25 protein-coding genes are annotated in these 24,457 nt (G+C 38.3%); 7 read left to right on the top strand and 18 right to left on the bottom strand.

Annotation, left to right across the window (positions count from 1 at the left end):
* Positions 1-60: 60 nt before the first annotated feature.
* The 3 genes from LC455_RS12895 to LC455_RS12885 form a co-directional block, all read right to left on the bottom strand.
* Positions 61-2,115: a peptidoglycan D,D-transpeptidase FtsI family protein gene (locus LC455_RS12895; protein ID WP_223591653.1), complete on the bottom strand. Its 2,055-nt coding sequence runs from the start codon at positions 2,113-2,115 to the stop codon at positions 61-63.
* Between the two features lie 190 nt (positions 2,116-2,305).
* A complete protein-coding gene (locus tag LC455_RS12890; protein WP_223591362.1) occupies positions 2,306-3,523 on the bottom strand; it encodes an MFS transporter in 1,218 nt (405 codons plus the stop codon).
* A gap of 114 nt (positions 3,524-3,637) precedes the next feature.
* Positions 3,638-4,246 (bottom strand): superoxide dismutase, encoded by a 609-nt coding sequence (locus LC455_RS12885; RefSeq protein WP_223591361.1) that lies wholly within the window; start codon positions 4,244-4,246, stop codon positions 3,638-3,640.
* 346 nt (positions 4,247-4,592) lie between these two features.
* Between LC455_RS12885 and LC455_RS12880 the strand changes: the two genes are divergently transcribed.
* From LC455_RS12880 to ispG, 4 genes are all read left to right on the top strand, one after another.
* Positions 4,593-5,288 (top strand): Crp/Fnr family transcriptional regulator, encoded by a 696-nt coding sequence (locus tag LC455_RS12880; protein WP_223591360.1) that lies wholly within the window; start codon positions 4,593-4,595, stop codon positions 5,286-5,288.
* Between the two features lie 103 nt (positions 5,289-5,391).
* Complete coding sequence (locus tag LC455_RS12875; protein ID WP_223591359.1) at positions 5,392-6,159, top strand: DUF1189 domain-containing protein; 768 nt, start codon at positions 5,392-5,394, stop codon at positions 6,157-6,159.
* A gap of 93 nt (positions 6,160-6,252) precedes the next feature.
* Positions 6,253-6,582 carry a hypothetical protein gene (locus tag LC455_RS12870; protein WP_223591358.1) on the top strand — a complete coding sequence of 110 codons (330 nt, stop codon included), beginning with the start codon at positions 6,253-6,255 and terminating at the stop codon, positions 6,580-6,582.
* A 119-nt stretch (positions 6,583-6,701) separates the two neighbouring features.
* Positions 6,702-7,802: a flavodoxin-dependent (E)-4-hydroxy-3-methylbut-2-enyl-diphosphate synthase gene (gene ispG / locus LC455_RS12865; protein WP_223591652.1), complete on the top strand. Its 1,101-nt coding sequence runs from the start codon at positions 6,702-6,704 to the stop codon at positions 7,800-7,802.
* Positions 7,803-7,862: 60 nt separating this feature from the next.
* On the opposite strand, the gene LC455_RS12860 is transcribed toward ispG, so the two are convergent.
* Positions 7,863-8,300, bottom strand: a complete 438-nt coding sequence (locus LC455_RS12860) for a DUF308 domain-containing protein (protein ID WP_223591357.1) — start codon at positions 8,298-8,300, stop codon at positions 7,863-7,865.
* 196 nt (positions 8,301-8,496) lie between these two features.
* Here LC455_RS12860 and LC455_RS12855 point away from each other — a divergent pair, with 196 nt between their 5' ends.
* Complete coding sequence (locus LC455_RS12855) at positions 8,497-9,102, top strand: 5' nucleotidase, NT5C type (RefSeq protein WP_223591355.1); 606 nt, start codon at positions 8,497-8,499, stop codon at positions 9,100-9,102.
* A 36-nt stretch (positions 9,103-9,138) separates the two neighbouring features.
* Here the strand turns inward: LC455_RS12855 and LC455_RS12850 are convergent, their stop codons facing one another.
* Genes LC455_RS12850 through LC455_RS12840 form a run of 3 tightly spaced genes read right to left on the bottom strand, consistent with a single transcriptional unit; the run spans position 9,139 to position 11,181 of the window.
* A complete protein-coding gene (locus LC455_RS12850) occupies positions 9,139-9,552 on the bottom strand; it encodes a Fur family transcriptional regulator (RefSeq protein WP_223591354.1) in 414 nt (137 codons plus the stop codon).
* Positions 9,542-10,411 carry a metal ABC transporter permease gene (locus LC455_RS12845; RefSeq protein ID WP_223591352.1) on the bottom strand — a complete coding sequence of 290 codons (870 nt, stop codon included), beginning with the start codon at positions 10,409-10,411 and terminating at the stop codon, positions 9,542-9,544. The genes LC455_RS12850 and LC455_RS12845 overlap by 11 nt, the downstream gene beginning before the upstream one ends.
* Positions 10,408-11,181, bottom strand: coding sequence for a metal ABC transporter ATP-binding protein (locus LC455_RS12840; RefSeq protein ID WP_223591351.1), 774 nt, complete (start codon positions 11,179-11,181; stop codon positions 10,408-10,410). Before LC455_RS12840 ends, LC455_RS12845 begins: the two co-directional genes overlap by 4 nt.
* Before the next feature lie 137 nt (positions 11,182-11,318).
* On the opposite strand from LC455_RS12840, the gene LC455_RS12835 reads away from it, so the two are divergent.
* Positions 11,319-11,573, top strand: coding sequence for a DUF2624 domain-containing protein (locus tag LC455_RS12835; protein ID WP_223591350.1), 255 nt, complete (start codon positions 11,319-11,321; stop codon positions 11,571-11,573).
* Positions 11,574-11,608: 35 nt separating this feature from the next.
* Here the strand turns inward: LC455_RS12835 and LC455_RS12830 are convergent, their stop codons facing one another.
* Entirely contained in the window at positions 11,609-12,502 is an 894-nt protein-coding gene (locus tag LC455_RS12830) for a deoxyribonuclease IV (RefSeq protein ID WP_223591349.1), read from the bottom strand.
* 22 nt (positions 12,503-12,524) lie between these two features.
* On the bottom strand, positions 12,525-13,841 hold the full coding sequence (locus LC455_RS12825; RefSeq protein WP_223591348.1) for a DEAD/DEAH box helicase: 1,317 nt from the start codon (positions 13,839-13,841) through the stop codon (positions 12,525-12,527).
* Between the two features lie 266 nt (positions 13,842-14,107).
* On the opposite strand from LC455_RS12825, the gene LC455_RS12820 reads away from it, so the two are divergent.
* The gene (locus LC455_RS12820; RefSeq protein WP_223591347.1) at positions 14,108-14,764 is read left to right on the top strand and encodes a YqfQ family protein; all 657 of its coding nucleotides are present in this window, start codon (positions 14,108-14,110) and stop codon (positions 14,762-14,764) included.
* Positions 14,765-14,820: 56 nt separating this feature from the next.
* On the opposite strand, the gene LC455_RS12815 is transcribed toward LC455_RS12820, so the two are convergent.
* From LC455_RS12815 to LC455_RS12775, 9 genes are all read right to left on the bottom strand, one after another.
* Positions 14,821-15,759 carry a 4-hydroxy-3-methylbut-2-enyl diphosphate reductase gene (locus tag LC455_RS12815; protein ID WP_223591346.1) on the bottom strand — a complete coding sequence of 313 codons (939 nt, stop codon included), beginning with the start codon at positions 15,757-15,759 and terminating at the stop codon, positions 14,821-14,823.
* Positions 15,760-15,929: 170 nt separating this feature from the next.
* Positions 15,930-17,045 (bottom strand): Nif3-like dinuclear metal center hexameric protein, encoded by a 1,116-nt coding sequence (locus LC455_RS12810; protein WP_223591345.1) that lies wholly within the window; start codon positions 17,043-17,045, stop codon positions 15,930-15,932.
* Positions 17,023-17,751, bottom strand: a complete 729-nt coding sequence (locus LC455_RS12805; protein WP_223591344.1) for a tRNA (adenine(22)-N(1))-methyltransferase — start codon at positions 17,749-17,751, stop codon at positions 17,023-17,025. Before LC455_RS12805 ends, LC455_RS12810 begins: the two co-directional genes overlap by 23 nt.
* 255 nt (positions 17,752-18,006) lie before the next feature.
* On the bottom strand, positions 18,007-18,375 hold the full coding sequence (cccA, locus tag LC455_RS12800; RefSeq protein WP_223591342.1) for a cytochrome c550: 369 nt from the start codon (positions 18,373-18,375) through the stop codon (positions 18,007-18,009).
* A 193-nt stretch (positions 18,376-18,568) separates the two neighbouring features.
* Positions 18,569-19,708, bottom strand: coding sequence for an acyl-CoA dehydrogenase (locus LC455_RS12795; protein WP_223591340.1), 1,140 nt, complete (start codon positions 19,706-19,708; stop codon positions 18,569-18,571).
* A 356-nt stretch (positions 19,709-20,064) separates the two neighbouring features.
* The gene (gene rpoD, locus LC455_RS12790; protein WP_223591338.1) at positions 20,065-21,195 is read right to left on the bottom strand and encodes an RNA polymerase sigma factor RpoD; all 1,131 of its coding nucleotides are present in this window, start codon (positions 21,193-21,195) and stop codon (positions 20,065-20,067) included.
* A 44-nt stretch (positions 21,196-21,239) separates the two neighbouring features.
* Positions 21,240-23,048: a DNA primase gene (gene dnaG / locus LC455_RS12785; RefSeq protein ID WP_223591336.1), complete on the bottom strand. Its 1,809-nt coding sequence runs from the start codon at positions 23,046-23,048 to the stop codon at positions 21,240-21,242.
* 85 nt (positions 23,049-23,133) lie between these two features.
* Positions 23,134-23,244 carry a DUF188 domain-containing protein gene (locus LC455_RS31695; protein ID WP_223591651.1) on the bottom strand — a complete coding sequence of 37 codons (111 nt, stop codon included), beginning with the start codon at positions 23,242-23,244 and terminating at the stop codon, positions 23,134-23,136.
* Positions 23,245-23,640: 396 nt separating this feature from the next.
* Entirely contained in the window at positions 23,641-24,450 is an 810-nt protein-coding gene (locus tag LC455_RS12775) for a pyruvate, water dikinase regulatory protein (protein WP_223591335.1), read from the bottom strand.
* Positions 24,451-24,457 lie beyond the last annotated feature (7 nt).

The raw sequence follows: 24,457 nt of genomic DNA, 5'->3' as shown, positions 1-24,457 counted from the left end.
ATTGTGTAAATTATAAATAAAAAAACACCTGTCTCTGACGGAGACAGGTGTTAATAAATATTAATGACTAACTTGATTAGTATCAGTGCTTTCGGTAGCTTGCCCTGTTTTCTTTAAGTTAAAATAAGCATCCAATACTCTACGGCCAATTATGTTATTGATGCTTGGGCCAGAATTCCCTTGATAGGCCCAGGGAACCAATACGGCAATAGCCACTTCAGGATTATCTGACGGGGCAAAGCTGACAAGACTTAAATTCATTACAGGTGTTCCCCATTTGCTTCTATCCTTCCCATAATAAAAGGCCTGTGCGGTTCCCGTTTTTCCGGCTGGGTGATACGGGGCACTTTTAAAGTAACTAACTGCTGTACCATCTCCAACCTGCATAACCATTCGAAACCCTTCTTGAACTCGCTTAATCCATTGATCCTTCATATCAATATGATTTAATACTTTTGGTTGGATGTCTTCGATGATTGGACCCAATTCATTATTTTCCATAACGGGTTCACGAATTTGTTTAACGATATGCGGCTGTATTCTATTTCCCCCGTTCGCAATGGTGGACACATACTGGGCAAGCTGTAATGGTGTATACATATCATATTGCCCGATTGCTAAGTCCATCAATAAACCAGGTTTTTTTTCAGTGCCAGTTACCCCTGGAGTTTCACCAGGGAGGTCAATTCCTGTTCTTGAACCAAGGCCAAATTGACTAAAGGATCTGCGCATCGTTTCAAAGGCAGTATAATCTAAATCTATTGGTTGATTGTACTTATAATGACCTCCTGCAATGGCAATGGCCGTTTTGAACATATAGACGTTTGATGAAACTTGAAGTGCTCTTAAATCGTTGATGGTACCAAATGTTTTCCAGGATTTTTTAACTTGTGTACCCTTTATTTTTACTGGTTCATCCACCAGAGTGGTTCCGGGTTTAATCGCACCAGTTTTATATCCCGTTAATATTGTTGCACCTTTGACAGCCGATCCAACATTATAAGAGGAGGTAAAGTTCCCCAAAGCATAATCCTGCATCTCCGTTTTACCTGTTTTTTTATTTTTTCCGATTTGTTTTCCAGCCATTGTTAAGATTTCACCGGTATGTGGATCCATGACGACCACAAAGGCTCTATCTAATAGGCCGGTATTCGGTTTTTGCTTAGCGCTCCACATTTCTTCTTCAATAATTTTTTCAGTTTGAAGCTGGAGATCCATATTGACGGTTAGGACAAGGTCCTTTCCTCGTTTCCCTTCGGAAACCACTTCTGTTGATAATATATTGCCCGACTTATCTGTAACATTTTTTATTTTTGCTTTTTGACCGTGGAGAACATCTTCGTATTTCTTTTCGAGATAACTTGTTCCTACCCGGTCGTTCCGGCTATAATCGCGGGCAAGATATTTATCTAAAAGCTCTTTCGGCAAGCCTGACTGGGAGGAAGAAACATCCCCTAGGATCGATTTCAACGTATCCTCAAAAGCATACTTACGATCCCAGTCGGTGGTCGTATCAACACCTGGGAGGCTCTCCAGGTTTTCGCTGACAATTGCAAATTCCTCCGGTGTTACATCTTTATTCTTCACGATATGCGGAGTCAAGGCATAACCGCTATTAAATTGTCTGTAGATGGCCAGTGTTTCAAGTTCTTCGCCTTTAATACTATTTATTTCATCATCGGTTACTCGGTCAAGCTGCTTATTATAAATTTGTTTATCGTCTAATTTTTTTTCTTTAAATAAATCCCATTCTTTTTTAGTTATTTTTGCTTTGGCTTCTTTTGGGTGCTTTAATATCCAAAAGTCCTTCTTATCGCGGATCGGAACTTTTGAAGTATCCATGGTTATTAATTTTGCTAATTTCTCAGCAGTATCAATCATTTCCTTTTGGGTTGATTTCTGAGTTTTAGTATAAGTAATCGCATTTAATGGGGTATTATCCACAATAACTTTTCCATTCCGGTCAAACATTTTTCCTCGTGGTACCGGGTTATTAACAGTTACATCTTCGGTCCGCTCAATTTCACGTTTAAAATCATCACCAAATACTATTTGTAATTCCCCAAGACGGAGAATTAGAACGGAGAAGAGCAGAAACACAACAAAGAATAACATGTTCAATCGGAACGGGACATGCGTCTTCTTTTTCTTTTTATTGTTCAAGGTCTACACACACTTCCTTTTTTTCAACGCTAACATAACCTTCTCTATTTTATTAGATAATGCTCCTTTTTTCTATGAATAACCCTTACCAATTTTTAATCCTCTACAAAAATGCGATGAGTATTGTAAAATACTCATCGCACTAAGCAACTGGCAGATGTACTCTTTTAATGAAAAAATAAATCAATGTATGACCTGCACCCAATAACAATAACAAAATTGGAATGCTTCTTTCCGCGTTAAACCAAGTCACCGCCGCTAAAAATGCTAAAATAGAAACGATTCTTCCTAAGTTCAAGAAAATTTCTCTAACAACAATATATTCAATTCTCATTTCTGCCGCTTTCCAACCTATCCCAATTACATCATAGGTCGTTGACATATATGGGACAAGTAATAAGGGATAAGCAATGGCAATCATTCCCGCATAAACTAATAATTTAGCATAGCTTAAATCCCAGACAATAAGTATGACAGCCGCATAAAGAATGATTCCGCCAATCAAAATTGCCTTTTTCCGGTAGCTTTTTTTAATCATTCGGGAGGCTAAAAAATAGGCAATAAAGGATATCCCTGAATTAAGCAGACCAAAGGTCCCTAGGGCCATTTCACTTCCGGTTGATAAATAAACGAAGACTGAAATAACAAATAAAAACGTCCCTTCTCTAAGTCCCTGAAAAAAGTGGGCATTCGTAATGAGACGCCAATTATCATTTAATTTTCTTTCCTCTAAAATCCTTTTAAAACAATATCTCCCTTTAGCCGGACGGGGTTTCAAGGAAAAACTCATCAAGACTGCCAGAGCAAATAAACCTAAAGATAATCCAAATACGATCGTATAGCCTGTGAATTTTTCAAATCGGGTGATAATAATGCCTGCAGCAATGGGACCAATCATTCCACCTATGGATGATAAAATCCCTAAAAATCCATTAAAAAAATCTCTTGTCTCAGGCTCAGTAATCTCAAAGGTTAACACATTATAGGCCAGCCAATAGAAACCATAGCCTACCCCCAAAATACTTCCTAATAAAAGCAAAAATGTGGCAGCTTTTGTTCCTGTTATTAAAACCATTAAGTAGAAAAGGGACAAAAAGATGACACCAATTCTTAAAACAATCACCCGATCGATTTTTTTAGCCCATCTTCCCGCCAGAATAAACGTTAAAGGCTGCAATACGACAATCGAGAGGTTATAAAGGGCAATATCCGAATACTTTCCCGTTTGTTTCCAGAGATAAATATTCACAAACGTATTGGATAAAGCAACACTTAATGAATACAGACCGCCAATAATCAGTAAAAGTGATAAATCCTTTGTTAATTCTACATCACCTAAAAGCTTAAATCTTTTTGCCATAAAAAACTCCCCTTTATCTTAAGGGTAGTCTTTATCAAGTCGGTTGTTATTATTCAATTTTTTAGGCAAACAAAAAGACAGCTACGTAAGCTGCCTTCTTTAAATTAACTCAAATTACTTTGCTTCGTTATAACGCTTTGCTACTTCGTCCCAGTTTACTACATTCCAGAAGGAACCGATATAGTCAGGGCGCTTGTTTTGGTATTTTAGGTAGTACGCATGCTCCCAAACATCAAGGCCAAGGATTGGTGTTTTACCTTCCATTAAAGGAGAATCTTGGTTTGGAGTGCTTGATACTTCTAATTCGCCATTTGATACAGACAACCATGCCCAGCCAGAGCCAAAGCGGGTTGTTGCAGCTTTTGCAAACTCTTCTTTGAAGCTTTCGAAGCTGCCAAATTTATTGCTGATTGCATCAGCTAGTTCACCAGTTGGGGCACCGCCGCCATTTGGAGAAAGGATTTGCCAGAATAAAGAGTGATTTGCATGGCCGCCGCCATTGTTGCGTACTGCTGTACGAGCAGCTTCAGGAACAGCATCTAAATTTGCAATTACTTCTTCAACTGATTTAGAAAGTAATTCTTCATTACCTTGTAATGCTGCATTTAGATTTGTCACATATGTGTTGTGATGTCTAGTGTGGTGAATATTCATTGTTTCCTTGTCAATGTGTGGCTCAAGTGCATCTTCTGCATAAGGTAATTTTGGTAATTCAAATGCCATGTTAAATTCCTCCTATGTATCCATGATATTATTGGCTTTATCCATATTTAGAATATTTCTAAAGCTTTGTTCTTAACATACCAAAGTTGTGGCATCGTTTCAAATAAAATGCTTACATTTCACCATATATACAATGCTCATTTGAGCAACTTTTTATACTGAGTCTAAAAGAAAAACAATCATAAATCAAACTTTCGAAAAGTTGTCATATTTAGCCAAACAGCATGCTGTCAACGATTTTTATCATATCCAACTTTAGTCACTTAAAATACATATAATTGCTTCATTGACATGTTACTAATAAAGGATTTTAATCAGGTTGAAGGGTAAAAAGGAGTGACAAATTATGCAAAATAACAGCTTATCTATATATAGTTTGATAGTGCATTTTTTTCAAAAAAGCGAACCAGTTCAAAAAATAAAAGCCGGCACAATTCTTTTTCAAGAAAAGGATCCGGTAGAAAATGTGTTTTTATTGCTGAAAGGAAGCTTTGCGCTTGGAAGGGTCCATTTACGAGGGAAGGATTTTATTTTGAAGATCTTGAACGAACGAGAATTAATTGTTGAGTATCAACTATTTCAAGCTAATCCCCGCTATCAATTTTACGCTAAGGCGTTGACAGACTGCGAGGTCCTTGCCATTAAAAAAGATCTTTTCGAAGATTTTATTTTAACGGATTCCGAGGCTATGAATGCTCTTGCCTCTTGGCTTAGTACTGGATATATAAAGGCACAAATGAAATGCCAGGATTTAATTATGAATGGGAAAAAGGGCGGTTTGTATTCCATCCTTATCCGTCTTTGTAATTCTTATGGTGTAATGACTGAACAGGGAATCCTGATTGATTTGCCATTAACCCATCAAGAATTGGCTAATTTAACCTTTGGAACTAGAGAGGTCATTCAAAGGGCTTTAAAAGAATTGCGTGAAAAGGGAATCATCACATATGAAAATCAAAAGTTTACCATAAATAATATCCATTATTTAAAAGAGGGTGTTGACTGTCAAAATTGTTCCTATGAGATTTGTGGAATAAATTAATTATGCAGTCTTGAAATTCTAAAGGACCCCTAACAGGTCATTCTTGTATATAAGGTTTACAAAAGCTACAATAGAATGGTGAATCTATATTAAGGTGGTCATTATGAATATTTTTAAGCAATTTATAAAAAGCATTTATTCTCCTAAGGATATTGCTTTATTTCGTTTTCAAGGAATTGGAAAAACCATATTATATGTCTTTTTCCTTACACTTATCTCCGTTTTACCGTCAATAATTTATTTGAGTACGGCACTCTCTACAGGAATAGATTCGGCTCGGTCTATCATTAAAGATGAATTTCCTGCCTTTTCCATTAATAATGGACAGTTATCTGCACAAACAAAAGTACCTGTCACAATTAATAAAGAAGATTTTACTGTTATTCTAGATCCAACAGGAACGATTGAAGCAGCAGATGTAGAAGAAGAAGGAAATGCGTTTGCGTTATTAAAAGATGAATTCGTTTTTTCGTCTGCGGGCCAGAGTGAGTCCTATCAATACACGATGCTAAAGAAAATGACTAAAGACGACCTGCTTAATTTTATTGATACAATCCGCGGATTGAAAGCTATAATCATTCCTGTACTCTCGGTCTTTATGTATTTGTTTTCAAGTGCCGCAAGTTTCATTGAAGTATCAGTATTAGCATTGATTGGATTAGCATTAAAGAATCTCGCTGGAAGGAACTTAACCTATCGTCATGTATGGAGGATGGCTGCCTATAGCGAAACATTACCAACCTTATTTTTTACGGTTATGGCGGCAATAAAAACAACTGTACCAAATAGCTTTTTTATAAATTGGTTTGTAGCAATTATCGTATTACTTTTAGCCATTAATGAAATACCAAAACCTAAAAAAGCTAATTAAAAGCATCCGAATCGGATGTTTTTTTTCTATAAAAGTTCTATTTATATGTGGACAAGCATACCAATGTACAAATTCCATTTGGGGGCATGTCCGATGAAAAAATTATTTGGATTCCTTTTAACCATACTTGTTATTTATGTCATTTATTTAGATTTAACCGTTGGAACATTGACCCCCTCACCTGCAAAGCAGGTAGATGCAAAAGTGGAAACCGTTGTGAAGAAGCAAACGGGACTTCCATCCTTTGAGGCAAAAGTTAAACCTGGTGAAACCGTCATTTCAATTGTAGAGCATAGATTAGAAAAACCTCTTCCAGTATCGATTACCGATTTAATAGAAGACTTTAAAAAATTAAACCAAGGCCGCAATCCGGAAAAAATTCAAATTGGATCTACATATCATTTTCCTGATTACTCAAAATAATGAAGATACCACCCTTATTCTTGTCAAAAATAGAAGTAGACTGATAAAATAAAGTCGAATTGATTTTATCGTTTTTTATTGGAATCCCATTTTAAAGGAGCGAATTCCACGTGAGTGAAATTATACATCGTACAAAAACCCGGCCTGTAAAGGTTGGAAATTTAACCATCGGGGGTAATAACGAATTAATTATCCAAAGTATGACGACAACAAAAACCCACGATGTTGAAGCTACAGTTGCCGAGATTAAACGGCTTGAGGAGGCTGGCTGTCAGATTGTCCGAGTTGCTTGTCCGGATGAACGTGCGGCAAATGCCATTGCTGAAATCAAAAAAAGAATCAATATCCCTCTTGTTGTCGATATCCATTTTGATTATAAATTAGCCTTAAAAGCCATTGAAGGCGGCGCGGATAAAATCAGAATCAACCCGGGTAACATCGGAAAGCGTGAAAAAGTGGAAGCTGTCGTAAAAGCAGCTAAAGAGCGCGGAATTCCAATCCGGATTGGAGTCAACGCTGGTTCCCTGGAGAAAAAGATATTAGAAAAATACGGATATCCAACAGCAGATGGTATGGTTGAGAGCGCCCTCCATCATATTAAAATTCTTGAGGATTTGGATTTCCACGATATTATTGTTTCGATGAAGGCATCTGATGTAAATCTTGCGATTGAAGCCTATGAAAAGGCGGCCCGTGCCTTCGATTATCCATTACATTTAGGAATTACCGAATCTGGGACGCTTTTTTCTGGGACAGTAAAAAGTGCTGCTGGATTAGGAGCGATTATCAGCAAGGGAATCGGAAACACACTTCGGATTTCCTTAAGTGCAGATCCAGTTGAAGAGGTAAAAGTTGCACGTGAGCTTTTAAAGGTGTTTGGTCTTTCCTCCAATGCTGCAACATTAATTTCCTGTCCAACCTGCGGAAGAATTGAAATTGATCTTATTAGCATCGCGAATGAAGTTGAAGAATATATCCAGAAAATTAAAGCTCCGATAAAAGTTTCCGTTCTGGGCTGTGCCGTTAACGGGCCTGGAGAAGCTCGTGAAGCGGACATTGGTATTGCCGGGGCACGCGGTGAAGGATTACTATTCCGCAAAGGTGAAATTGTAAGGAAGGTTCCAGAAGCCCAAATGGTCGAAGAATTGAAAAAAGAAATCGACCAAGTGGCAGAAGAGTATTTTCAGAAAAAAGCAGCTGAAGAAGCCGCCGCAAAATAACATATGAAAAACCCGGCAGGTATCCTGCCGGGTTTCTTTTCGCCCCTATGCAGCTATATGTTAAAAGAACGGGAGAATAAAGATACCGATAATAATCGATACAGCACCAATCCCAATTGCCCAGGCACCGAGTCCTTGTGCACCTCTGCGCCTAGCAACAAAACCTAACACAATTCCTGCAGCACCAAAAAGAATAGGTAATACAAACAGAGATAAAATGGATAGTGCTAAAGCTACTGTGCCAATCCCGGCACCACCCTCTGCTCTTTCTCTAACAGCTCCACGGTCCTTTCCGCGTATAACTGGTACAGGCGCCGCAATTTCTGCAGCAGTTTCTTCCCTATAATTAGAATGTCTAATCGGAACAGATGCACCAATTTCCGGAGCAATTTCTGAAGCTGTTTCTTCTCTAAATTCTGAAGGGTAATTTGGGATATCCTGTCCTATATTAGCACTTTGAAGAGCTTCTTGCACTTTCGTGTCTCTTTCATCTGCCATTCGAATCCCTCACTTTCAGTAATAGGAGCACTATTATTGTTTACCTTAAACCTCTTTTTACTATGTCAATGTTTGTCTTAAATAGGTTTTTATTTCAAATCCCGAAAAATATTACATAAAATTATTTACTTTATAAAACACGCTTCTTTGGTAAAATAGAATGAGATAAGCAAATGCAATTTGAAGGTGAGCACAAATGAAAAAACGTTTTGGAATTGATATCGACGGTACGGTTACGTGCCCAACTTCAATTTTACCTTTTATCAACAAAGCTTTTGGACTAAACATTGCGTATGAGGATGTTAATCAATATGAATTGACCCCGTTTGTAAATGTTTCTGAAAAAGATTTTGCCAAATGGTTTCACGAAAATGAACCGATCATCTATGAAGGTTCACCGCTGGCTCAAGGAGCAAAAAGCATCCTAAAAAAATGGGAAAATCAGCATGAATTGTATTTTATCAGTGCCCGAGGCCAGCATCTCTATGATGTAACAGAAAAATGGTTTACCGCTAATGAGCTGCTTTACCACCATATTGAATTAATTGGAACCCATAATAAGATTGAATCCGTGAAAAAGCATCAAATCGATATCTTTTTTGAAGACAAACACGATAATGCTGTTACCATTCACGAAGAGTGCCACATTCCCGTTATATTATTTGATACCCCCTATAACCAAGATCCAATCCCTAAAGGGGTCATTCGCGTTTATAATTGGGCAGAGGCCTATGATTGGGTGGAGCATTGGTTGAGACAACAGCAAAAGGACAATCGTAAATTGGTAAGTTCCCTCATTTAAAAAAACAGCTTGCGGCAAAGGCCGCAAGCTGTTTTTTTAGTTTACACATTCAGGACATCTTCCATAGATTTCAAATTTGTGCCCGGAAATATCATATCCTTTTAAATTTTCACTCAATCCATCCATCGGGCAGGTTTCAATTTCCTTCGTTTTTCCACAGTCCAGACAAATAAAATGATGATGATGATGATGTCTCGAACATGTAAAGCGAAAATGCTTTTCACCTGATAATTCAGTCATCTCTAATATTCCCATGTTAACAAACAGAGAGAGGTTTCGATAAATCGTATCAAAACTCAGGCCTGGATAATCATCTTTCAATTGATCTAAAACATCCTTAGCCGTTAAATACTTGTCGCTGTCAGCAAATAGTTGAAGCATATCTTCTCTTTTCCCTGTCTGTTTAAAGCCGTTTTCTTTTAGGTATTGGATAGCTTCATTAACGTTCACTTGACTCTACCTCCGAAAGCACATGCTTCTTAATGATTAATTTCTTATAAAAAATTGCGATTATTAGTATTAGAACCGCAAGCATTACGATCGTTCCACCAGGGGCCAAATCTAAATAATATGCTGTAAAAAGTCCTCCAAGGACAGAAATTTCACCAAATAAAACTGACAAGAAAATCGTTTGTTTAAAGCCTTTGGCAAGGCGAATACTTGCCGCAACCGGAAGTGTCATTAACGATGAAACTAACAAAATCCCAACAATCCTCATCGATGCTGCAATTACTAATGCCACCATTACAATGAAAATGAAATGAATGCTCTTTGCGGCAATACCAGAAGCTTTCGCATGTTCTTCGTCAAACGATAATAAAAACAATTCTTTATATAATAAAATGATAACGGTGATTACAAGGATGCTAATGATAAAAATGACGAGTAAATCCGTCCGGCTTACTGCTGATACACTGCCAAATAAATAACTGAATAAATCGGTATTGAACCCATTTGCCAATGAAATAAAGATGACCCCAAGCCCTATTCCACTTGAAAGAATAATGGGAATGGCCAGCTCTTGATAATGCTTATAAACACCTCTAAGCTTTTCAATAAACAAGGAGCCGCCTACAGAGAATACCATCCCTAAATAAAGCGGATTTAAACCAGCTAACGCTGCAACATTTCGTTCAAGCAAAAGACTTGCCGCAATACCTGCAAGCGTCACATGGCTTAGTGCATCCGCAATTAACGATAACCTTCTAACGACAATAAAAACACCTAATAACGGTGCAAGAATTCCAATCAAGATTCCTGTTAAAAAGGCATTTTGTAAAAATTCATAATGAAAAATTCCTTGAATCATTTTAAAACGCCTCCGTGATCATGATTATGGGCAATCAGATGGACATCATGACCATAAACTTTAGACATATCTTCTTTTTTTAGCTGCTCGAATTCGCTAGTTTCCCCATGAAAATGCATATTTTTATTTAAGCAGGCAACATGCGTTACCTTGTCTGAAATCGTTCCAATGTCATGGGTAACCAAAAGAAGGGTGATTCCTCGATTCTTATTTAAATCATCAAGCATTTGATAAAATGCATTAACATTTTCAGCATCGACTCCGACCGTTGGCTCATCTAGGATTAACAGCTTGGGTTCACTGACAAGGGCACGTGCAATAAAAACTCGCTGTTGCTGCCCTCCGGAAAGTTCACCAATATTCCGGTTATGAAAATTCTTCATTCCAACGGCATCCAATGCATCTAAAACAATACGTGAATGCTCTTTTTTAAAAAACTTAAACATCCCAAGCTTTTTTGTCAGACCGCTTGCGACTACCTCAAATACGGTCGCAGGAAACCCCGTATTGAAAGAATTAGCCTTTTGTGAGACATAGCCGATTTGCTGCCAAGCTTTAAATTTGCTTATTTCCTGGCCAAATAAAAAAATCTCCCCTTTTTGCGGTTTTAACAATCCTAAAATTAATTTCAGGAGGGTTGATTTCCCAGAACCATTTGGACCGACTATGGCTAAAAAAGAGCCGTCTGGAATGGATAGGTTAATATTTTCAAGGACAGTATCCTTTTCATAACGATAGAATAAATGTTTAATTTCAATAATTGATTGCATATCTGCACTCTCACCTTTTAATTATCAGAATCATTCCGATTTAACTTCAAAAAGTATACAATAGTGTTTTCAGATTGTAAAGCATGTTGTCACACTCTTGCCGCATCTTCATACATTAGCAGGGAGGAGTGGTGAGGGTGAAAATTTTTGAAAACATCATTAATCATAAAATAAATACCATTACTGCAGATGAATTATTAAAATATGCAGATCAATTTAATATTGTAATTAATCGGCAGCAGGCAGGAAAAATTGCCGCATACTTAAGAGGAAAAAATATCAATATATTTGATAATGTACAGCGGGCTCAAATCGTTAGAGAAATCGCAAAAGTGGCTGGGCCTGAAACAGCACGCGAGGTTAATAAATTATTTATGTCATTTACAAAATAAGCTGTGCACTCTGCACAGCTTATTTTAAATTAGGATTATGATTGCATGATTTTATCCAATAGGTCTTCATTGAACTTTTGCTCACGGAGCATGGCGATTTCGAATTTATATGGTGCTTTTTTATTATTTTTATCTTCACCGACAAATGGTGTTTCTAAGATTTTGGGAATATCCATCAGCTGCGGATGATTAACAATATAATTGAGTGCCTTAAAGCCAATATGACCGAACCCGATATTTTCGTGGCGGTCCTTCCGCATTCCTACAGCATTCTTGCTATCGTTAATATGAAGTACTTTTAATTTTTCAATCCCAATAATCTTGTCAAACTCATTTAAAACACCATCAAAATCTTCAACAATATTGTAACCGGCATCATGAGTGTGGCATGTATCGAAACAAACGGACAGTTTATCACTATAGTTAACCCCATCCATAATCATCGCGATTTCCTCGAAGGATTTCCCACATTCTGAACCCTTTCCAGCCATGGTTTCCAAGGCAATTTGAAGCTGTTCTTGCCCAGTCAGAACTTCATTCAAACCCTCAATGATTTTTTTAATTCCTGCTTCTGTCCCGGCACCGACATGGGCACCCGGGTGAAGCACGATTTGTTTCGCTCCAAGCGCTTCAGTTCGTTCAATTTCTGAACGAAGAAAGCGAACGCCTAATTCAAACGTATCCGGGTTTTCTGTATTACCAATATTGATGATATAGGGAGCATGGACCACAATTTCTGAAATCCCATTTGTCTCCATATGCCTTCTTCCCGCTTCAATATTCAAATCCTCAATTTTTTTCCGTCTTGTATTTTGCGGTGCCCCCGTATAAATCATAAACGTATTTGCCCCGTAAGAAACAGCTTCTTGGCTTGCAGCAAGCAACATATCTTTTCCGCTCATCGAGACATGTGATCCGATTTTTAACATTGCTTTCCTCTCCATTTCTTCATTATTTCTTTTTCTGATTTAATCTTCGCTGCCGTTTTTTGATTTTATCCATTTCCCATTGCATTTTCTTTTTATAGCCTGGTTTTACTTTTTGCGGCTTTTTAACGATGGATTTCGCAAGTTTGTCGGCCTCATCTTCCTGCCTTACCCGAGTCTTCCGTTTATTCCGTTCATCCGCTTCCACAAATCCTTCTTTTTTCAAATCGACATACTTAAACTGAATACCCATTTTTTCTAACCGATTTAAAGCATCTTCATCAGATAATTCATAAATGGTCAAAGCAATTCCCGTATTTCCTGCTCTTGCCGTTCTGCCGACCCGATGTATATAAAAATCTAAATCTGAAGGCAATTCATAATTTATGACATGGCTTATCCCTTCGATGTCAATTCCTCTTGAGGCAAGATCGGTTGCTACGATGTATTGATACTCCAAATCCTGAATTTGCTTCATCATTTTTTTTCGTTCACGCGGATTTAAATCTCCGTGAACCCGTCCAACCTTTAAGCCTTTTTCATTTAAAAATCTGGCTACATCTTCCGCCATTTTTTTTGTATTTGTAAAGACAATTGCTAAATAAGGATTATAGGCAAGCAGAGCGTCAAGAACCAGCTGCTTTTTATTGCGATGTCTTGACGGTAATAAATAGTGCTCTAAATTTTCCGCTGCCTTTTGTTTTGCCTCAATTTGAATGGTTTTCGGATTTTCCATATATTTTTTAAGGAAGGGCTTTAACTTTTCTGGAATGGTTGCTGAAAATACTAGCATTTGCAGGTTTTCAGGCATCCTGGCCGCCACACGATCTAAATCTTCGATAAATCCCATATCTAACATCATATCTGCCTCGTCCACGACGAGAATTCCCGCCGTATGAACAAAAAGGGCTTGATCTGCAATGAGGTCATTGATTCTGCCTGGCGTCCCCACAACAATATGCGGTTGTACCTTCAATTTTTCGATGGTGCGCTGCTTGTCCGTTCCGCCAATATAACATCTTGTCATGATGGGCTGCTCCGGATTACAATGTTCGGTGATTTTCAGGATTTGATGATAGATTTGCGATGCCAGTTCCCTAGTCGGCGCTGTAATAACTGCCTGGACCTCCTGCCGCTGCGGGTTGATTTTTTCGAGGATCGGCAGCACAAAAGCAAGTGTCTTTCCAGTACCAGTCTGAGATTGTCCAATAGCACTCTCTTCTTTTAATACTAATGGAATCATGCGTTCTTGGATTTCTGTCGGCTCATAAAATCCAAAATGATTAATGGCTTCTATAATAAACGGTTGAAACTTAAAACGATCAAAACGATTTTCTTTCATGTAATTGCTCCTTAATATAAAAATAATCTAATGACTATGGAGTAGTTTTCTTTGTTTAGCAAGAGCTTCCACTTTAATATCCATCATGCAATTATATTAAAGATTCCTGCAAAACACCAGTATCTTTCCTATTAGTATCATTTTTTACCTATTGGGAACTTTTAAACAACTAAATTTGTTTTTGTCCTGTGTATTCTACCTAAACCAATTTTGGATAGATGCATACTTTAATTCATAAGGGTTAGAAAAGAAAGGAGGCTAAAAAAATGCAGCCAAGACCAAGATTCCCCATGCAGGGAGGAATGGGTCCGCAAATGATGCAAGGTCCGTTCGGCGGCGGTGGTCCAATGATGGGAGCAGGTCCTAACTCCTTTGGAGGGAGAGTTCCGATGATGGGACCATCTGCAAATCCTTTTGGCGGAAGAAATCCCATGATGGGTGGAGCACAAATGAATAGGGGTGGTGGCGGCCTACTTTCGAAACTTCTCGGAAGAGGAAATCAAGCACGAGGATTAATGGGAATGCAAGGAGTTGGACGTGCAGCTTCAGGGGGCGGAGGTGGCTTACTCCAATCGTTAAGTAACCCTGGTGGGCTTACAAACATTCTTAACAATACCCAGCAGGTTTTGAAAACAGCACAAACCATTGGTCCAATGGTCCAACAATATGGACCATTAGTGAAAAATCTACCGGCCATGTGGAAACTGTATAGAGGACTAAAAAATGCTTCAAAAAGCACTGATGAATCAACAGATAATAAGGATACAACCACTGAAGCAGCAATGGAAGAGTCATCAAGCAATGAGTCAAGTGAACTGGAAACTCCTAAGAATAATACCACACGAAAAAAGAATCCACAGCAAAAAACGAATAGCAATAGGCAGCAGGAAAAAGGAACCTCTGTTCCAAAAATGTATATATAAAAAATAGCACACAAGATTTCAATTTCTGAAATCCCGTGTGCTTTTTCTTATTAAATTTATTTTTTTACCTTAGGTAAAATTTTGTTTAATGGTACATTCCTGCGTCGTTCCCATGTAGCTGGGTTATTTGGATCAAATTGTTCAAGGAAGGTGATAACTTCCTTTGTAATCGGGGTTGGAGTCGAGGCCCCGGAGGTTACGGCGACGTTTTTAGCATCTTTTATCCAGTCAATTTCCAGTTCCGTGATATCAGCGATACGGTATGCTTTAGTTCCTGCAATTTCTTCAGAAACCTGTGCAAGCCGGTTCGAATTATTACTTTTCGGATCACCGACCACAATCGTTACATCTGCCTCAGTTGCCTGTTCTGCTACGGCTTCTTGACGCACTTGAGTGGCAAGACAGATTTCTTTGTAAGCCTCAGCATGCGGAAATTTTTCCTGAACCTTCTTCATCGTATCCGCAACATCCCATTGGCTCATCGTTGTTTGATTCGTCACAATTAGTTTCTCACAGTCAAGATTCAATGCATCCACATCGCTTGGAGATTCAACGAGATGGACCTGACCCGGTGCAACGCCAACAGCGCCTTCCGGTTCTGGATGCCCTTTTTTACCAATATAAATGACTTGGTAGCCCTGTTTTGTTTTTTCTTCAATTAAGTCATGAGTTTTTGTAACATCCGGGCACGTTGCATCAATTGTGACAAGCCCTTTCTGTTTAGCTATCTCTCTCACCTCTGGAGAAATTCCATGTGCTGTAAAAATGACGGTCCCTTTATCTACTTTTTCTAAAATATCTTTTCGGTTTTTCCCGTCAAGCGTTATAATGCCTTCTTCTTCAAATGCATCCGTAACGTGTTTATTATGAACAATCATTCCCAAAATGTAGATTGGGCGAGGCAATGTTTTATCTAAAGCGGCATTTCTCGCTATAACCATTGCATCAACAACACCGTAGCAGTAACCGCGTGGCGATATCTTAATTATTTGCATATAAAAAAGTCCCCCTAAAAGACTATGATTCATAAACTATGTATTTATTATATAAAACTAATAGATATAATACAAAGATACATTTTTCCTGTGCAGCTTTTTAAAGTGGCTTCAGCGGCATTAAAAATGTCCTTCATCAGGCAGATAAAGGACATCTCGGTTAATGGAATTTAGATAAATTGAAAAGGGTCTGTGTTTTCTTCTGAAGGGAAAATTTCGACTTCATAGCCTGCCTCTTGACATAATTTCTGTAATGTAGCAGTCAGCCCCTTTTTCATAATTTTTTCGACATTATGGCCAGGGTCGATCATGTTTAAGCCCTGCATCATTGCATCATGTGCCGTATGGTAATAGATGTCTCCTGTTACGTACACATCTGCCCCTTTGAATTTTGCATGACTAAAATATTTGTTTCCGTCCCCGCCTAGAACTGCCACCTTTTTTACTTTCGAGCTTAAATCACCAACCACACGCACTCTTTCAACCTCCAGCGCCGATTTTACCCGTTCTGCAAACTCAGCTAAAGTCATCTCAACAACTTTCCCGATTCTTCCAAGACCGAGGACTTCACCTTTATTTTCCAATGGATAAACATCATAGGCAACCTCTTCATATGGATGTGCTTTAATCATGGCCGTGATCGTCTTCTTTAACAGTGGTTCAGGAACAATCGTCTCTATTCGAACTTCATCAACAGCTTCAAGCTGACCAGTATGCCCGAAATAAGGATTGGTGTTTACCCCAGGCATAAATCGTCCTGTTCCGTCTGCAGAAAAAGAGCAATGGCTATAATTCCCGATATTTCCTGCTCCAGCTTCGCCTAGTACCTCTCTAATGGTATCAGCATGACTTACTGGAACAAACACAACTAACTTCTTAAGCTGAGTATCATGGGAAGGAACTAACACTTCAGCTTCCTGCAGCCCTAAAGCTGATGCCAGTAAATCATTGACGCCCCCTTTTGCCACATCCAAATTCGTATGTGCAGCATAAACGGCTATATCATGCTTTATTAATTTTTCAATCATCCGTCCTTGAACTGTGTCAGTATTGATATTTTTTAGCGGGCGAAAAATCGGGGGATGATGGGCGATAATTAATTGGGCATTTTTTTCAATCGCCTCATCAATGACATTTTCGAGTACATCAAGGGCAATCATTACTCGTTCAATCTTTTTATTTAATCGGCCGATTTGCAAACCTATCTTATCGCCTTCCATCGCCAGGCCTTTCGGTGAAAATTGTTCGAAAAGCTGGATTAGTTCATGACCGTTTGGCATTTTCATCCTTCAAAACCTCCTCAACCAATTTTATTTTATTTAACAGCTCCTCTTTTTTTTCTACTGTTTCTTGTGATTGAGCAGCATTTTCCAACTGATTGTATATTCTTAACCAATTATTCCTTTCAGCTGTCCATTTCTTCCTGAAAGCTTCGTTTTTATTTTGGAGAAGAAAAGGTCCAACTAATAATCCTATTTCTAACTCTGAAGAATACGTTCTTAATGGGTCTCCCTTTTCAGCAACAAGCACCTCATAGATCTTCCCATCTTCCTCCATTATTTCTTCCGCAATCAACTGCCAATTATTTTCTAAAAACCACTTTCGGATTGTATTGGCACTGATATTCGGCTGTAATACCAGACGCTTAACAGAGCTGAGTTTGTCCTTTCCGCTTTCTAAAATACTTGTGATTAAGGCTCCTCCCATTCCAGCGATCGTAATGCACTCAACTTCTCCGGGACGGATTACTTCTAAGCCATTCCCCATCCTTACAGAGATAACATCGGTGAGACCTTCTGACCTCACTTTATTTTTAGCGGAATTATAGGGTCCCTCCACTACTTCACCGGCAATCGCAAATCGAACACCTTGGTTTTTAGCTAAAAAGCAAGGCAAATAGGCATGATCCGAACCAATATCCGCCATGCTGGCCCCATTAGGTACATATTTAGCAACCGCTGCTAAACGAGCTGATAATTTATCTGTATTCAAAAATACCACCACTTTTTATATGTATGTATTTCTTTAGGCATTGTAAAGGCCATTGTTGATTGGAGCAGAAGGCGCGAAGACTCCTGCGGGAGTACAGGTCAGGGGAGACCCCGCAGGCGCCAAAGCGCCGAGGAGGCTCCCCGGCACGCCCGCGGAAATCCAAGCGCCTGGAGCGCAAATCAACAACCAAGTTTAATAAGCCTAGTATATAAAAAAGTCCTTTACAGATGCAAAGGACTTTTTTATGTTGCTTGATTACTTAATCTTTGATACCCAATCTGCCATTGCAGCAGCTTGCTCTTCTGGAACTAGGCCAGGAGGCATATTTCCTTTACCTTTTGTAATGACAGTCATAATTTCTTCCTTAGAAATTTTGCTGCCAATACCTTTTAATGATGGTCCAACAACCCCTTGATACTGGTCGCCGTGGCAGCCTATGCATGTTTGTTTATAAATGTCTTCTGGATTAGTTGCAGCCACTTCCGTTTTCTCATTGCCGCCGCCTTCGCCCTTATCCTTTGCGACTTCTTTCATATCTCCAAGGCCTTTGAAAGACAATAAAAACATTAGTCCGATACCAAAAACCATGATGATAATAAAAGGAATAACCGGATTTTTCTTCAAGATAATAACCTCCCTTATGTACGAATACCTTGTAAATAATAAAATGTCTACAAACAACTATTATTTTACTTGAAAATGAACAGAAGGAAAAGCCCTAAACTTATTTTATCACTATAATCTTTGTAAAAAAGAGAAAAGAGACTAAAAACAATTCAATCTGTTCAGTCTCTTTTTATAATCCCCTATTTATTTATTAACAACCAATTAATCTTGAAATAACCATTCTTTGTACTTCAGAGGTTCCTTCTCCAATTTCAAGCAGTTTGGCATCACGCATCATTCGTTCAACTTGATACTCCTTCATATAGCCATACCCGCCATGAATTTGTACGGCCTGATTCGTTACCTCCATACAAATTTCAGAAGCATATAACTTACACATTGCTGCTTCTTTTGAAAAAGGTCTCCCTTGATCCTTTAACCATGCGGCTTTGTGAACCATATTTCGCGCTAACTCAATTTTCATGGCCATATCTGCCAATTTAAATTGAATCGCTTGGAAAGAAGAAATGGATTTACCGAATTGTTTTCTTTCCTTAGCATAGGCAAGCGCCTTCTCAAAAGCCCCCTGAGCTATCCCTACAGCCATGGCACCAATACCAATCCTGCCGCCATCAAGAGTAATTAAAAATTGCTTAAAGCCTTCTCCGCGTTTCCCCAAAAGGTTTTCGACAGGGACCCTTACATCCTCTAGAACAAGCTCCGTTGTATTCGATGCATTTAAACCCATTTTTTCATAGTTATCAATTACTGAAAAACCCGGTGCATTCGTTGGAACAATGATTGCGCTTATCTCTTTTTTCCCGTCAGATTCACCCGTGATTGCCGTTAAAGCTAAATGGTTTGCATAGCTTGCATTGGTAATAAAGCACTTATTGCCGTTAATGATAAATTCACCATTATCCTCTTTAGCTGAAGTTCTAGTGCCTCCTGCATCTGAGCCAGCGTTCGGTTCAGTGAGACCAAAAGCACCGAATGACTCGCCTGTACAAATGGGGTTCAAAAATTTTTGTTTTTGCTCTTCAGTTCCAAATAAGTATAGCGGTGCCCCTCCTAAGGAAATGTGAGCAGAATAGGTAATACCAGTTGATGCACATACCCGGCTTAACTCCTCCGTAACAATGGCAAAACTAACAGTGTCGGCCCCGCCTCCGCCATATTTTTCAGGGAAAGGAAGTCCCATAATTCCCATATTAGCTAATTTTTTAAATATCTCTACAGGAAATTGTTTTGTTCGATCACGCTCTATCGCACCAGGTGCTACTTCCTCATCAGCAAACTGGCGAATCATCCGTTTTATCATTTCTTGTTCAGAAGTTAAATCGAAATTCATGTCCATCCCCCTAAAACAACTTTGTAATCGCTTTCTTTATTATTATACGGGGATTCATTTAAATTTCTCAACATTTAAAAATTTTTAAAAATATTATATTATCCGAATATAATATAGTAAAAATGCTGGCGTTTAAAATTGGGAGTTATTTGTACTATTTTCATTATAAAAACAAAATTAATCTTATTCCCACAAAATAAAATGAAATTTTTCCCAATACCAATTTATAGATGGCTATTTGCAAAATGAGAGACAATTCAGTAAAATAAATGAAAACAGAGTAAGTGCTTACATTTCCTTTTGTACAAAAAAATAGTTTACTCCTCTTAAGAAGTAAACTATTTAAAAGTATATTTTTATTCTAAAAAGTCCTTTAACCGTTTGCTGCGGCTAGGATGACGTAATTTTCTTAGAGCTTTTGCTTCAATTTGACGGATACGCTCACGGGTTACGCCGAAAACCTTGCCAACCTCTTCAAGTGTACGAGTTCGGCCATCATCTAACCCAAAGCGAAGGCGAAGAACATTTTCTTCACGATCAGTTAATGTATCAAGCACATCCTCGAGCTGCTCTTTTAAAAGCTCATATGCTGCATGTTCTGACGGTGAAGTTGCATCCTGATCTTCAATAAAATCGCCAAGATGGGAATCATCCTCTTCACCAATCGGTGTTTCTAAGGAAACAGGTTCTTGGGCAATTTTAAGAATTTCCCTTACTTTATCTGGCGTTAAATCCATGTCTTCACCAATTTCTTCCGGTGTCGGTTCGCGGCCAAGATCCTGAAGTAATTGACGCTGAACTCGAATTAGCTTATTAATCGTCTCTACCATATGAACTGGGATACGAATCGTTCTTGCTTGGTCTGCGATCGCACGCGTAATCGCCTGACGAATCCACCAAGTAGCATAGGTACTGAACTTAAAACCTTTTTGATAATCAAATTTTTCTACGGCCTTAATTAATCCCATATTGCCTTCCTGAATTAGATCAAGGAATAACATCCCACGGCCAACATACCGTTTAGCGATGCTTACAACAAGTCTTAGATTAGCCTCTGCAAGACGTCGTTTGGCTTCCTCGTCACCTTGTTCAATACGAAGCGCCAACTCTTTTTCCTCGTTAGCGGAAAGTAGATCAACCCGGCCAATTTCCTTTAAATACATGCGGACTGGGTCATTGATCTTTACTCCTGGAGGAACACTTAAATCATTTAAATCAAATTCTTCATCATCGTCCTTGGACAGTTCCTTTATGTTAGGGTCTTCCTCGTCACTTTCACCAACTAATTCTATTCCCTGATCACCTAAAAAATCATAAAATTCATGCATTTGATCAGATTCTAATTCAAAATTAGCCATTTTTTCGGCTATATCATCATAGGCTAGGACGCCGACTTTTTTGCCCATTTCTGTTAATTGATCTTTCACTTGTTCAAGAGTTAATTCATTTTCGGCCTCTTTTGAACGGGCTGATTTTTCAGCAGCCATAAGGGGGTCCCTCCTTCCAGAATCAAAGACAACATAAAAATTATTTAAAGCGATTTACGCAATTGGTTAATTTCAATTGCAACCACAGCAGCTCTGCTAAAATCACTCTGTCTTTCAGCTTCTTTTAGTTCTAATTCTTTTTCTTTTATTTTTAACAATTTTTGATAATTCAACACCTGTTTGATATAATCAGTTAATTCTTGATTGCTTAACTCATCATTTATCGACATCATTTCAATATTTGCAACCATTCTTCTAAGATTTTCATCTTGAATATAGGTTAAAAATGCGCTCGAATCAGGTTCTGAATGATTTTCATAAAATCCCAATAGATATGTTATTATTGCCTGATGTTCATCGACATTAAACGTGTTCCCTTGTAATAATTCCTGAACCTTGTAAGCAACATCACGGTCTTTTAGCATATGGGCTATTAAGCGCCTTTCTGCAGTGTAATAAGCAGGCTTTAATTCCTCAACGGGCCTTTTTATTACGATCGTCTTGCTGATATTTTCATTTTTCCCGGTTGACCTTCTTTTTTCTGAAAAGAAAATCTGCTTTTGCTGTTCTCTTAACGCATCTAAAGAAAGCGAAAATTCAGCTGCGAGCTGCCGTAAATAATGATCCCTTTCAACCGCCTTCGTTAATTTGCTAATTTCTTTGATTATTTCTTCGATATAGGCAAGTCTATCTCCTTCAAGCTGAAGATTTTTTCCCCTTCGAAAGTAAATAAACTTAAAAGCCATCCAAGTTAAGCTGGCACCGATAACTTCTTTTTGAAATTTATCAGGACCAAACTTTTTAATATATTCATCCGGGTCCATACCATCAGACATCATGGCTACTTTTATTTGAAAGCCAGCTTCGTTAAGGTGATTACCTGCACGGTAGGCAGCCTCAATTCCGGCCTTATCGGAATCGTAACAGATGGTTACAGACTGGACACTTTGCCTTAAAAGGGCGATATGATCATCTGTCAGGGAAGTCCCCATTGTGGCGATGCCATTTTCCACACCAGATCGATCAGCAGCAATTACATCAGCAAATCCCTCAAAAAGGACAGCCTGCTGCATTTTTTTTAGACTTGGTTTTGCTTGATGATAATTGTATAATATTTTGCTTTTATTAAAGATTGCCGTTTCAGGACTGTTTAAATATTTAGGCTCATCAGATCCCAGCGCTCTTCCAGAAAAGGCAATCGGATTTCCATTGCGATCAAAGATTGGAAACATGATCCGATCTCTAAACCGATCAAAATACGTCCCATCCCGTTCACGTTTGATAATCAATCCGGCCCTTTCCATCCAGTCAGGTGCAAAATCCCGCTTTGATAGGAATTTCGTAACGAAATCCCAGGAATTTAGGGAATAACCAATTTGGAACTTATCAATCGATTCACGGGTAAATCCTCTGCCTAGCAAGTATTCCAATGCATGCTGGCCTTCCTTTGTATTTACCAGCAAGTGATGGTAGAATTTAGTTAATAGTTCATGAGCATCAAGCATAGCTTGCAAATCTTTTGCAATTTTTCTCTCGCCACGAGCTCCTGCAAGATTGATATCAAGTTCGATATTTCCTTTGGCAGCAAGCTTAATGGCAGCTTCTTGAAAAGAGATTCCCTCAAGCTCCATTAAAAAAGAAAAAACATTTCCTCCAGCACCACAACCAAAGCAATGGAAAATTTGTTTGTCGGGTGATACTGAAAATGATGGTGTGCTTTCACCATGGAAAGGACATAATCCGAAGTAATTTCGCCCTTGTTTTTTCAGTTGTACATAATCGCTGATAATTTCAACAATATCAACTGTCTGACGAATTTGATCAATTTTTTCTTCGGCAATACGATCCGCCATGGAAACAACCTCATTTGTTCTTACATAAATTCTACGTTAAATAATTAAATTCCTGCAAATTTCGACAAATTTCTTGGCAATTCCATCATGAAATATCCTGAGTAATAACTATGTCCCCAGTTTGTGCATGATTCATAATGAATAAATCCTCAGCTTCCTTTCCAGAATCAACATATTTCCAGGTTGAGTATGTAATTTCTTTCTTAACATGGTGATCTCAGGAAGCAATAAAAAGAACTTGTGCAGAAATTTAGAAGCTATTTCGACAATCTCCTCTTTTACCGGGCATGAATCTGCATCGACAAAATCAGTTGGAATGCCTTTTATAATAGTATTAATTCTACATCACTCTGCATTTTCCTTCTTTAGCTATTAATTTTATAAAAAAGGATTTATGTCGAATTTTTTCAGGAGATTTTTCAGGGCCCTACTTGACATCTAACAATAAATAGTTTATTCGTTCACATGCAAGTCTAAACCTAAAAAGTATATTTTTATCACAATTTTTTATTATAGTACAATTAATATCATTTTGCCATAACTTTTTTATTTTCTTTTTTCAATAAAAAACACATAATCTTATGACTATGTGTCAGGGTCTGCCTTTTTGAATATAATTTAAAATAATATTAGCCGTTTCTTCAACAGCTTTATTGGTAACATCAATCACAGGGCAATGAATTTTTTTCATGACTGTGTCAAAAAAGGTCAATTCTTCTTTGATCCGATCAATATTGGCATAGCTTGCCTTATCGTTTAACCCCAATGATATCAATCGTTCTCTTCTAATATTGTTTAATTTTTCCGGGCTGATTTTTAAGCCAAAGCATTTTTCAACAGGTACCCTGTAAAGCTCTTCTGGAGGGTCTACCTCTGGTACAAGAGGCACATTGGCCACTTTTAAACGTTTATGTGCTAAGTACTGTGATAGTGGAGTTTTAGAAGTTCTCGATACACCAATTAAGACAATATCCGCTTTAAGGATGCCCCTTGGATCACGCCCATCATCATACTTTACTGCAAATTCAATCGCTTCTACCTTTTTAAAATAATCCTCATCAAGTTTCCTAACAAGGCCTGGTTCACACAGCGGAGTCTTTCCGCTAAAGGATTGAATTTGATCCATAATTGGGCCAATTAAATCAACAGCAATAATCCCTTCCGCAGATGCCCTTTCTGTTATATATGTACGCATTTCTGGTTTGACTAAAGTAAAAGCAACCATTCCTTTATCGAGCACAACAAGTGAGAGCACCTCATCGATATGTTCCTTGTCTTCAACATATGGGAACCTCTTTAATGTCATTCCGGATCCATTAAATTGGCTAATTGCCGCTTTCGTCACTAATTCCGCTGTTTCCCCGACGGAATCAGAAACCACGTAAATGATTGGCATACTCATTCTTTCA

It is taken from the genome of Neobacillus bataviensis, assembly GCF_019969725.1.
This window is presented reverse-complemented; position numbering and strand designations above follow the sequence as displayed.

Excerpts from the sequence above, each read along its gene's own strand:
- LC455_RS12820 (WP_223591347.1), top strand. The coding sequence starts at position 14,108 with ATGCAGCCAAGACCAAGATTCCCCATGCAGGGAGGAATGGGTCCGCAA.
- LC455_RS12845 (WP_223591352.1), bottom strand. The coding sequence starts at position 10,411 with ATGATTCAAGGAATTTTTCATTATGAATTTTTACAAAATGCCTTTTTA.
- LC455_RS12840 (WP_223591351.1), bottom strand. The coding sequence starts at position 11,181 with ATGCAATCAATTATTGAAATTAAACATTTATTCTATCGTTATGAAAAG.
- LC455_RS12775 (WP_223591335.1), bottom strand. The coding sequence starts at position 24,450 with ATGAGTATGCCAATCATTTACGTGGTTTCTGATTCCGTCGGGGAAACA.
- LC455_RS12825 (WP_223591348.1), bottom strand. The coding sequence starts at position 13,841 with ATGAAAGAAAATCGTTTTGATCGTTTTAAGTTTCAACCGTTTATTATA.
- LC455_RS12860 (WP_223591357.1), bottom strand. The coding sequence starts at position 8,300 with ATGGCAGATGAAAGAGACACGAAAGTGCAAGAAGCTCTTCAAAGTGCT.
- LC455_RS12885 (WP_223591361.1), bottom strand. The coding sequence starts at position 4,246 with ATGGCATTTGAATTACCAAAATTACCTTATGCAGAAGATGCACTTGAG.
- LC455_RS12815 (WP_223591346.1), bottom strand. The coding sequence starts at position 15,759 with ATGCAAATAATTAAGATATCGCCACGCGGTTACTGCTACGGTGTTGTT.
- LC455_RS12895 (WP_223591653.1), bottom strand. The coding sequence starts at position 2,115 with ATGTTATTCTTTGTTGTGTTTCTGCTCTTCTCCGTTCTAATTCTCCGT.
- dnaG (WP_223591336.1), bottom strand. The coding sequence starts at position 23,048 with ATGGCGGATCGTATTGCCGAAGAAAAAATTGATCAAATTCGTCAGACA.
- LC455_RS12875 (WP_223591359.1), top strand. The coding sequence starts at position 5,392 with ATGAATATTTTTAAGCAATTTATAAAAAGCATTTATTCTCCTAAGGAT.
- LC455_RS12890 (WP_223591362.1), bottom strand. The coding sequence starts at position 3,523 with ATGGCAAAAAGATTTAAGCTTTTAGGTGATGTAGAATTAACAAAGGAT.
- LC455_RS12795 (WP_223591340.1), bottom strand. The coding sequence starts at position 19,708 with ATGAATTTCGATTTAACTTCTGAACAAGAAATGATAAAACGGATGATT.
- LC455_RS12810 (WP_223591345.1), bottom strand. The coding sequence starts at position 17,045 with ATGAAAATGCCAAACGGTCATGAACTAATCCAGCTTTTCGAACAATTT.
- LC455_RS12870 (WP_223591358.1), top strand. The coding sequence starts at position 6,253 with ATGAAAAAATTATTTGGATTCCTTTTAACCATACTTGTTATTTATGTC.
- LC455_RS12855 (WP_223591355.1), top strand. The coding sequence starts at position 8,497 with ATGAAAAAACGTTTTGGAATTGATATCGACGGTACGGTTACGTGCCCA.
- LC455_RS12830 (WP_223591349.1), bottom strand. The coding sequence starts at position 12,502 with ATGTTAAAAATCGGATCACATGTCTCGATGAGCGGAAAAGATATGTTG.
- rpoD (WP_223591338.1), bottom strand. The coding sequence starts at position 21,195 with ATGGCTGCTGAAAAATCAGCCCGTTCAAAAGAGGCCGAAAATGAATTA.
- LC455_RS12880 (WP_223591360.1), top strand. The coding sequence starts at position 4,593 with ATGCAAAATAACAGCTTATCTATATATAGTTTGATAGTGCATTTTTTT.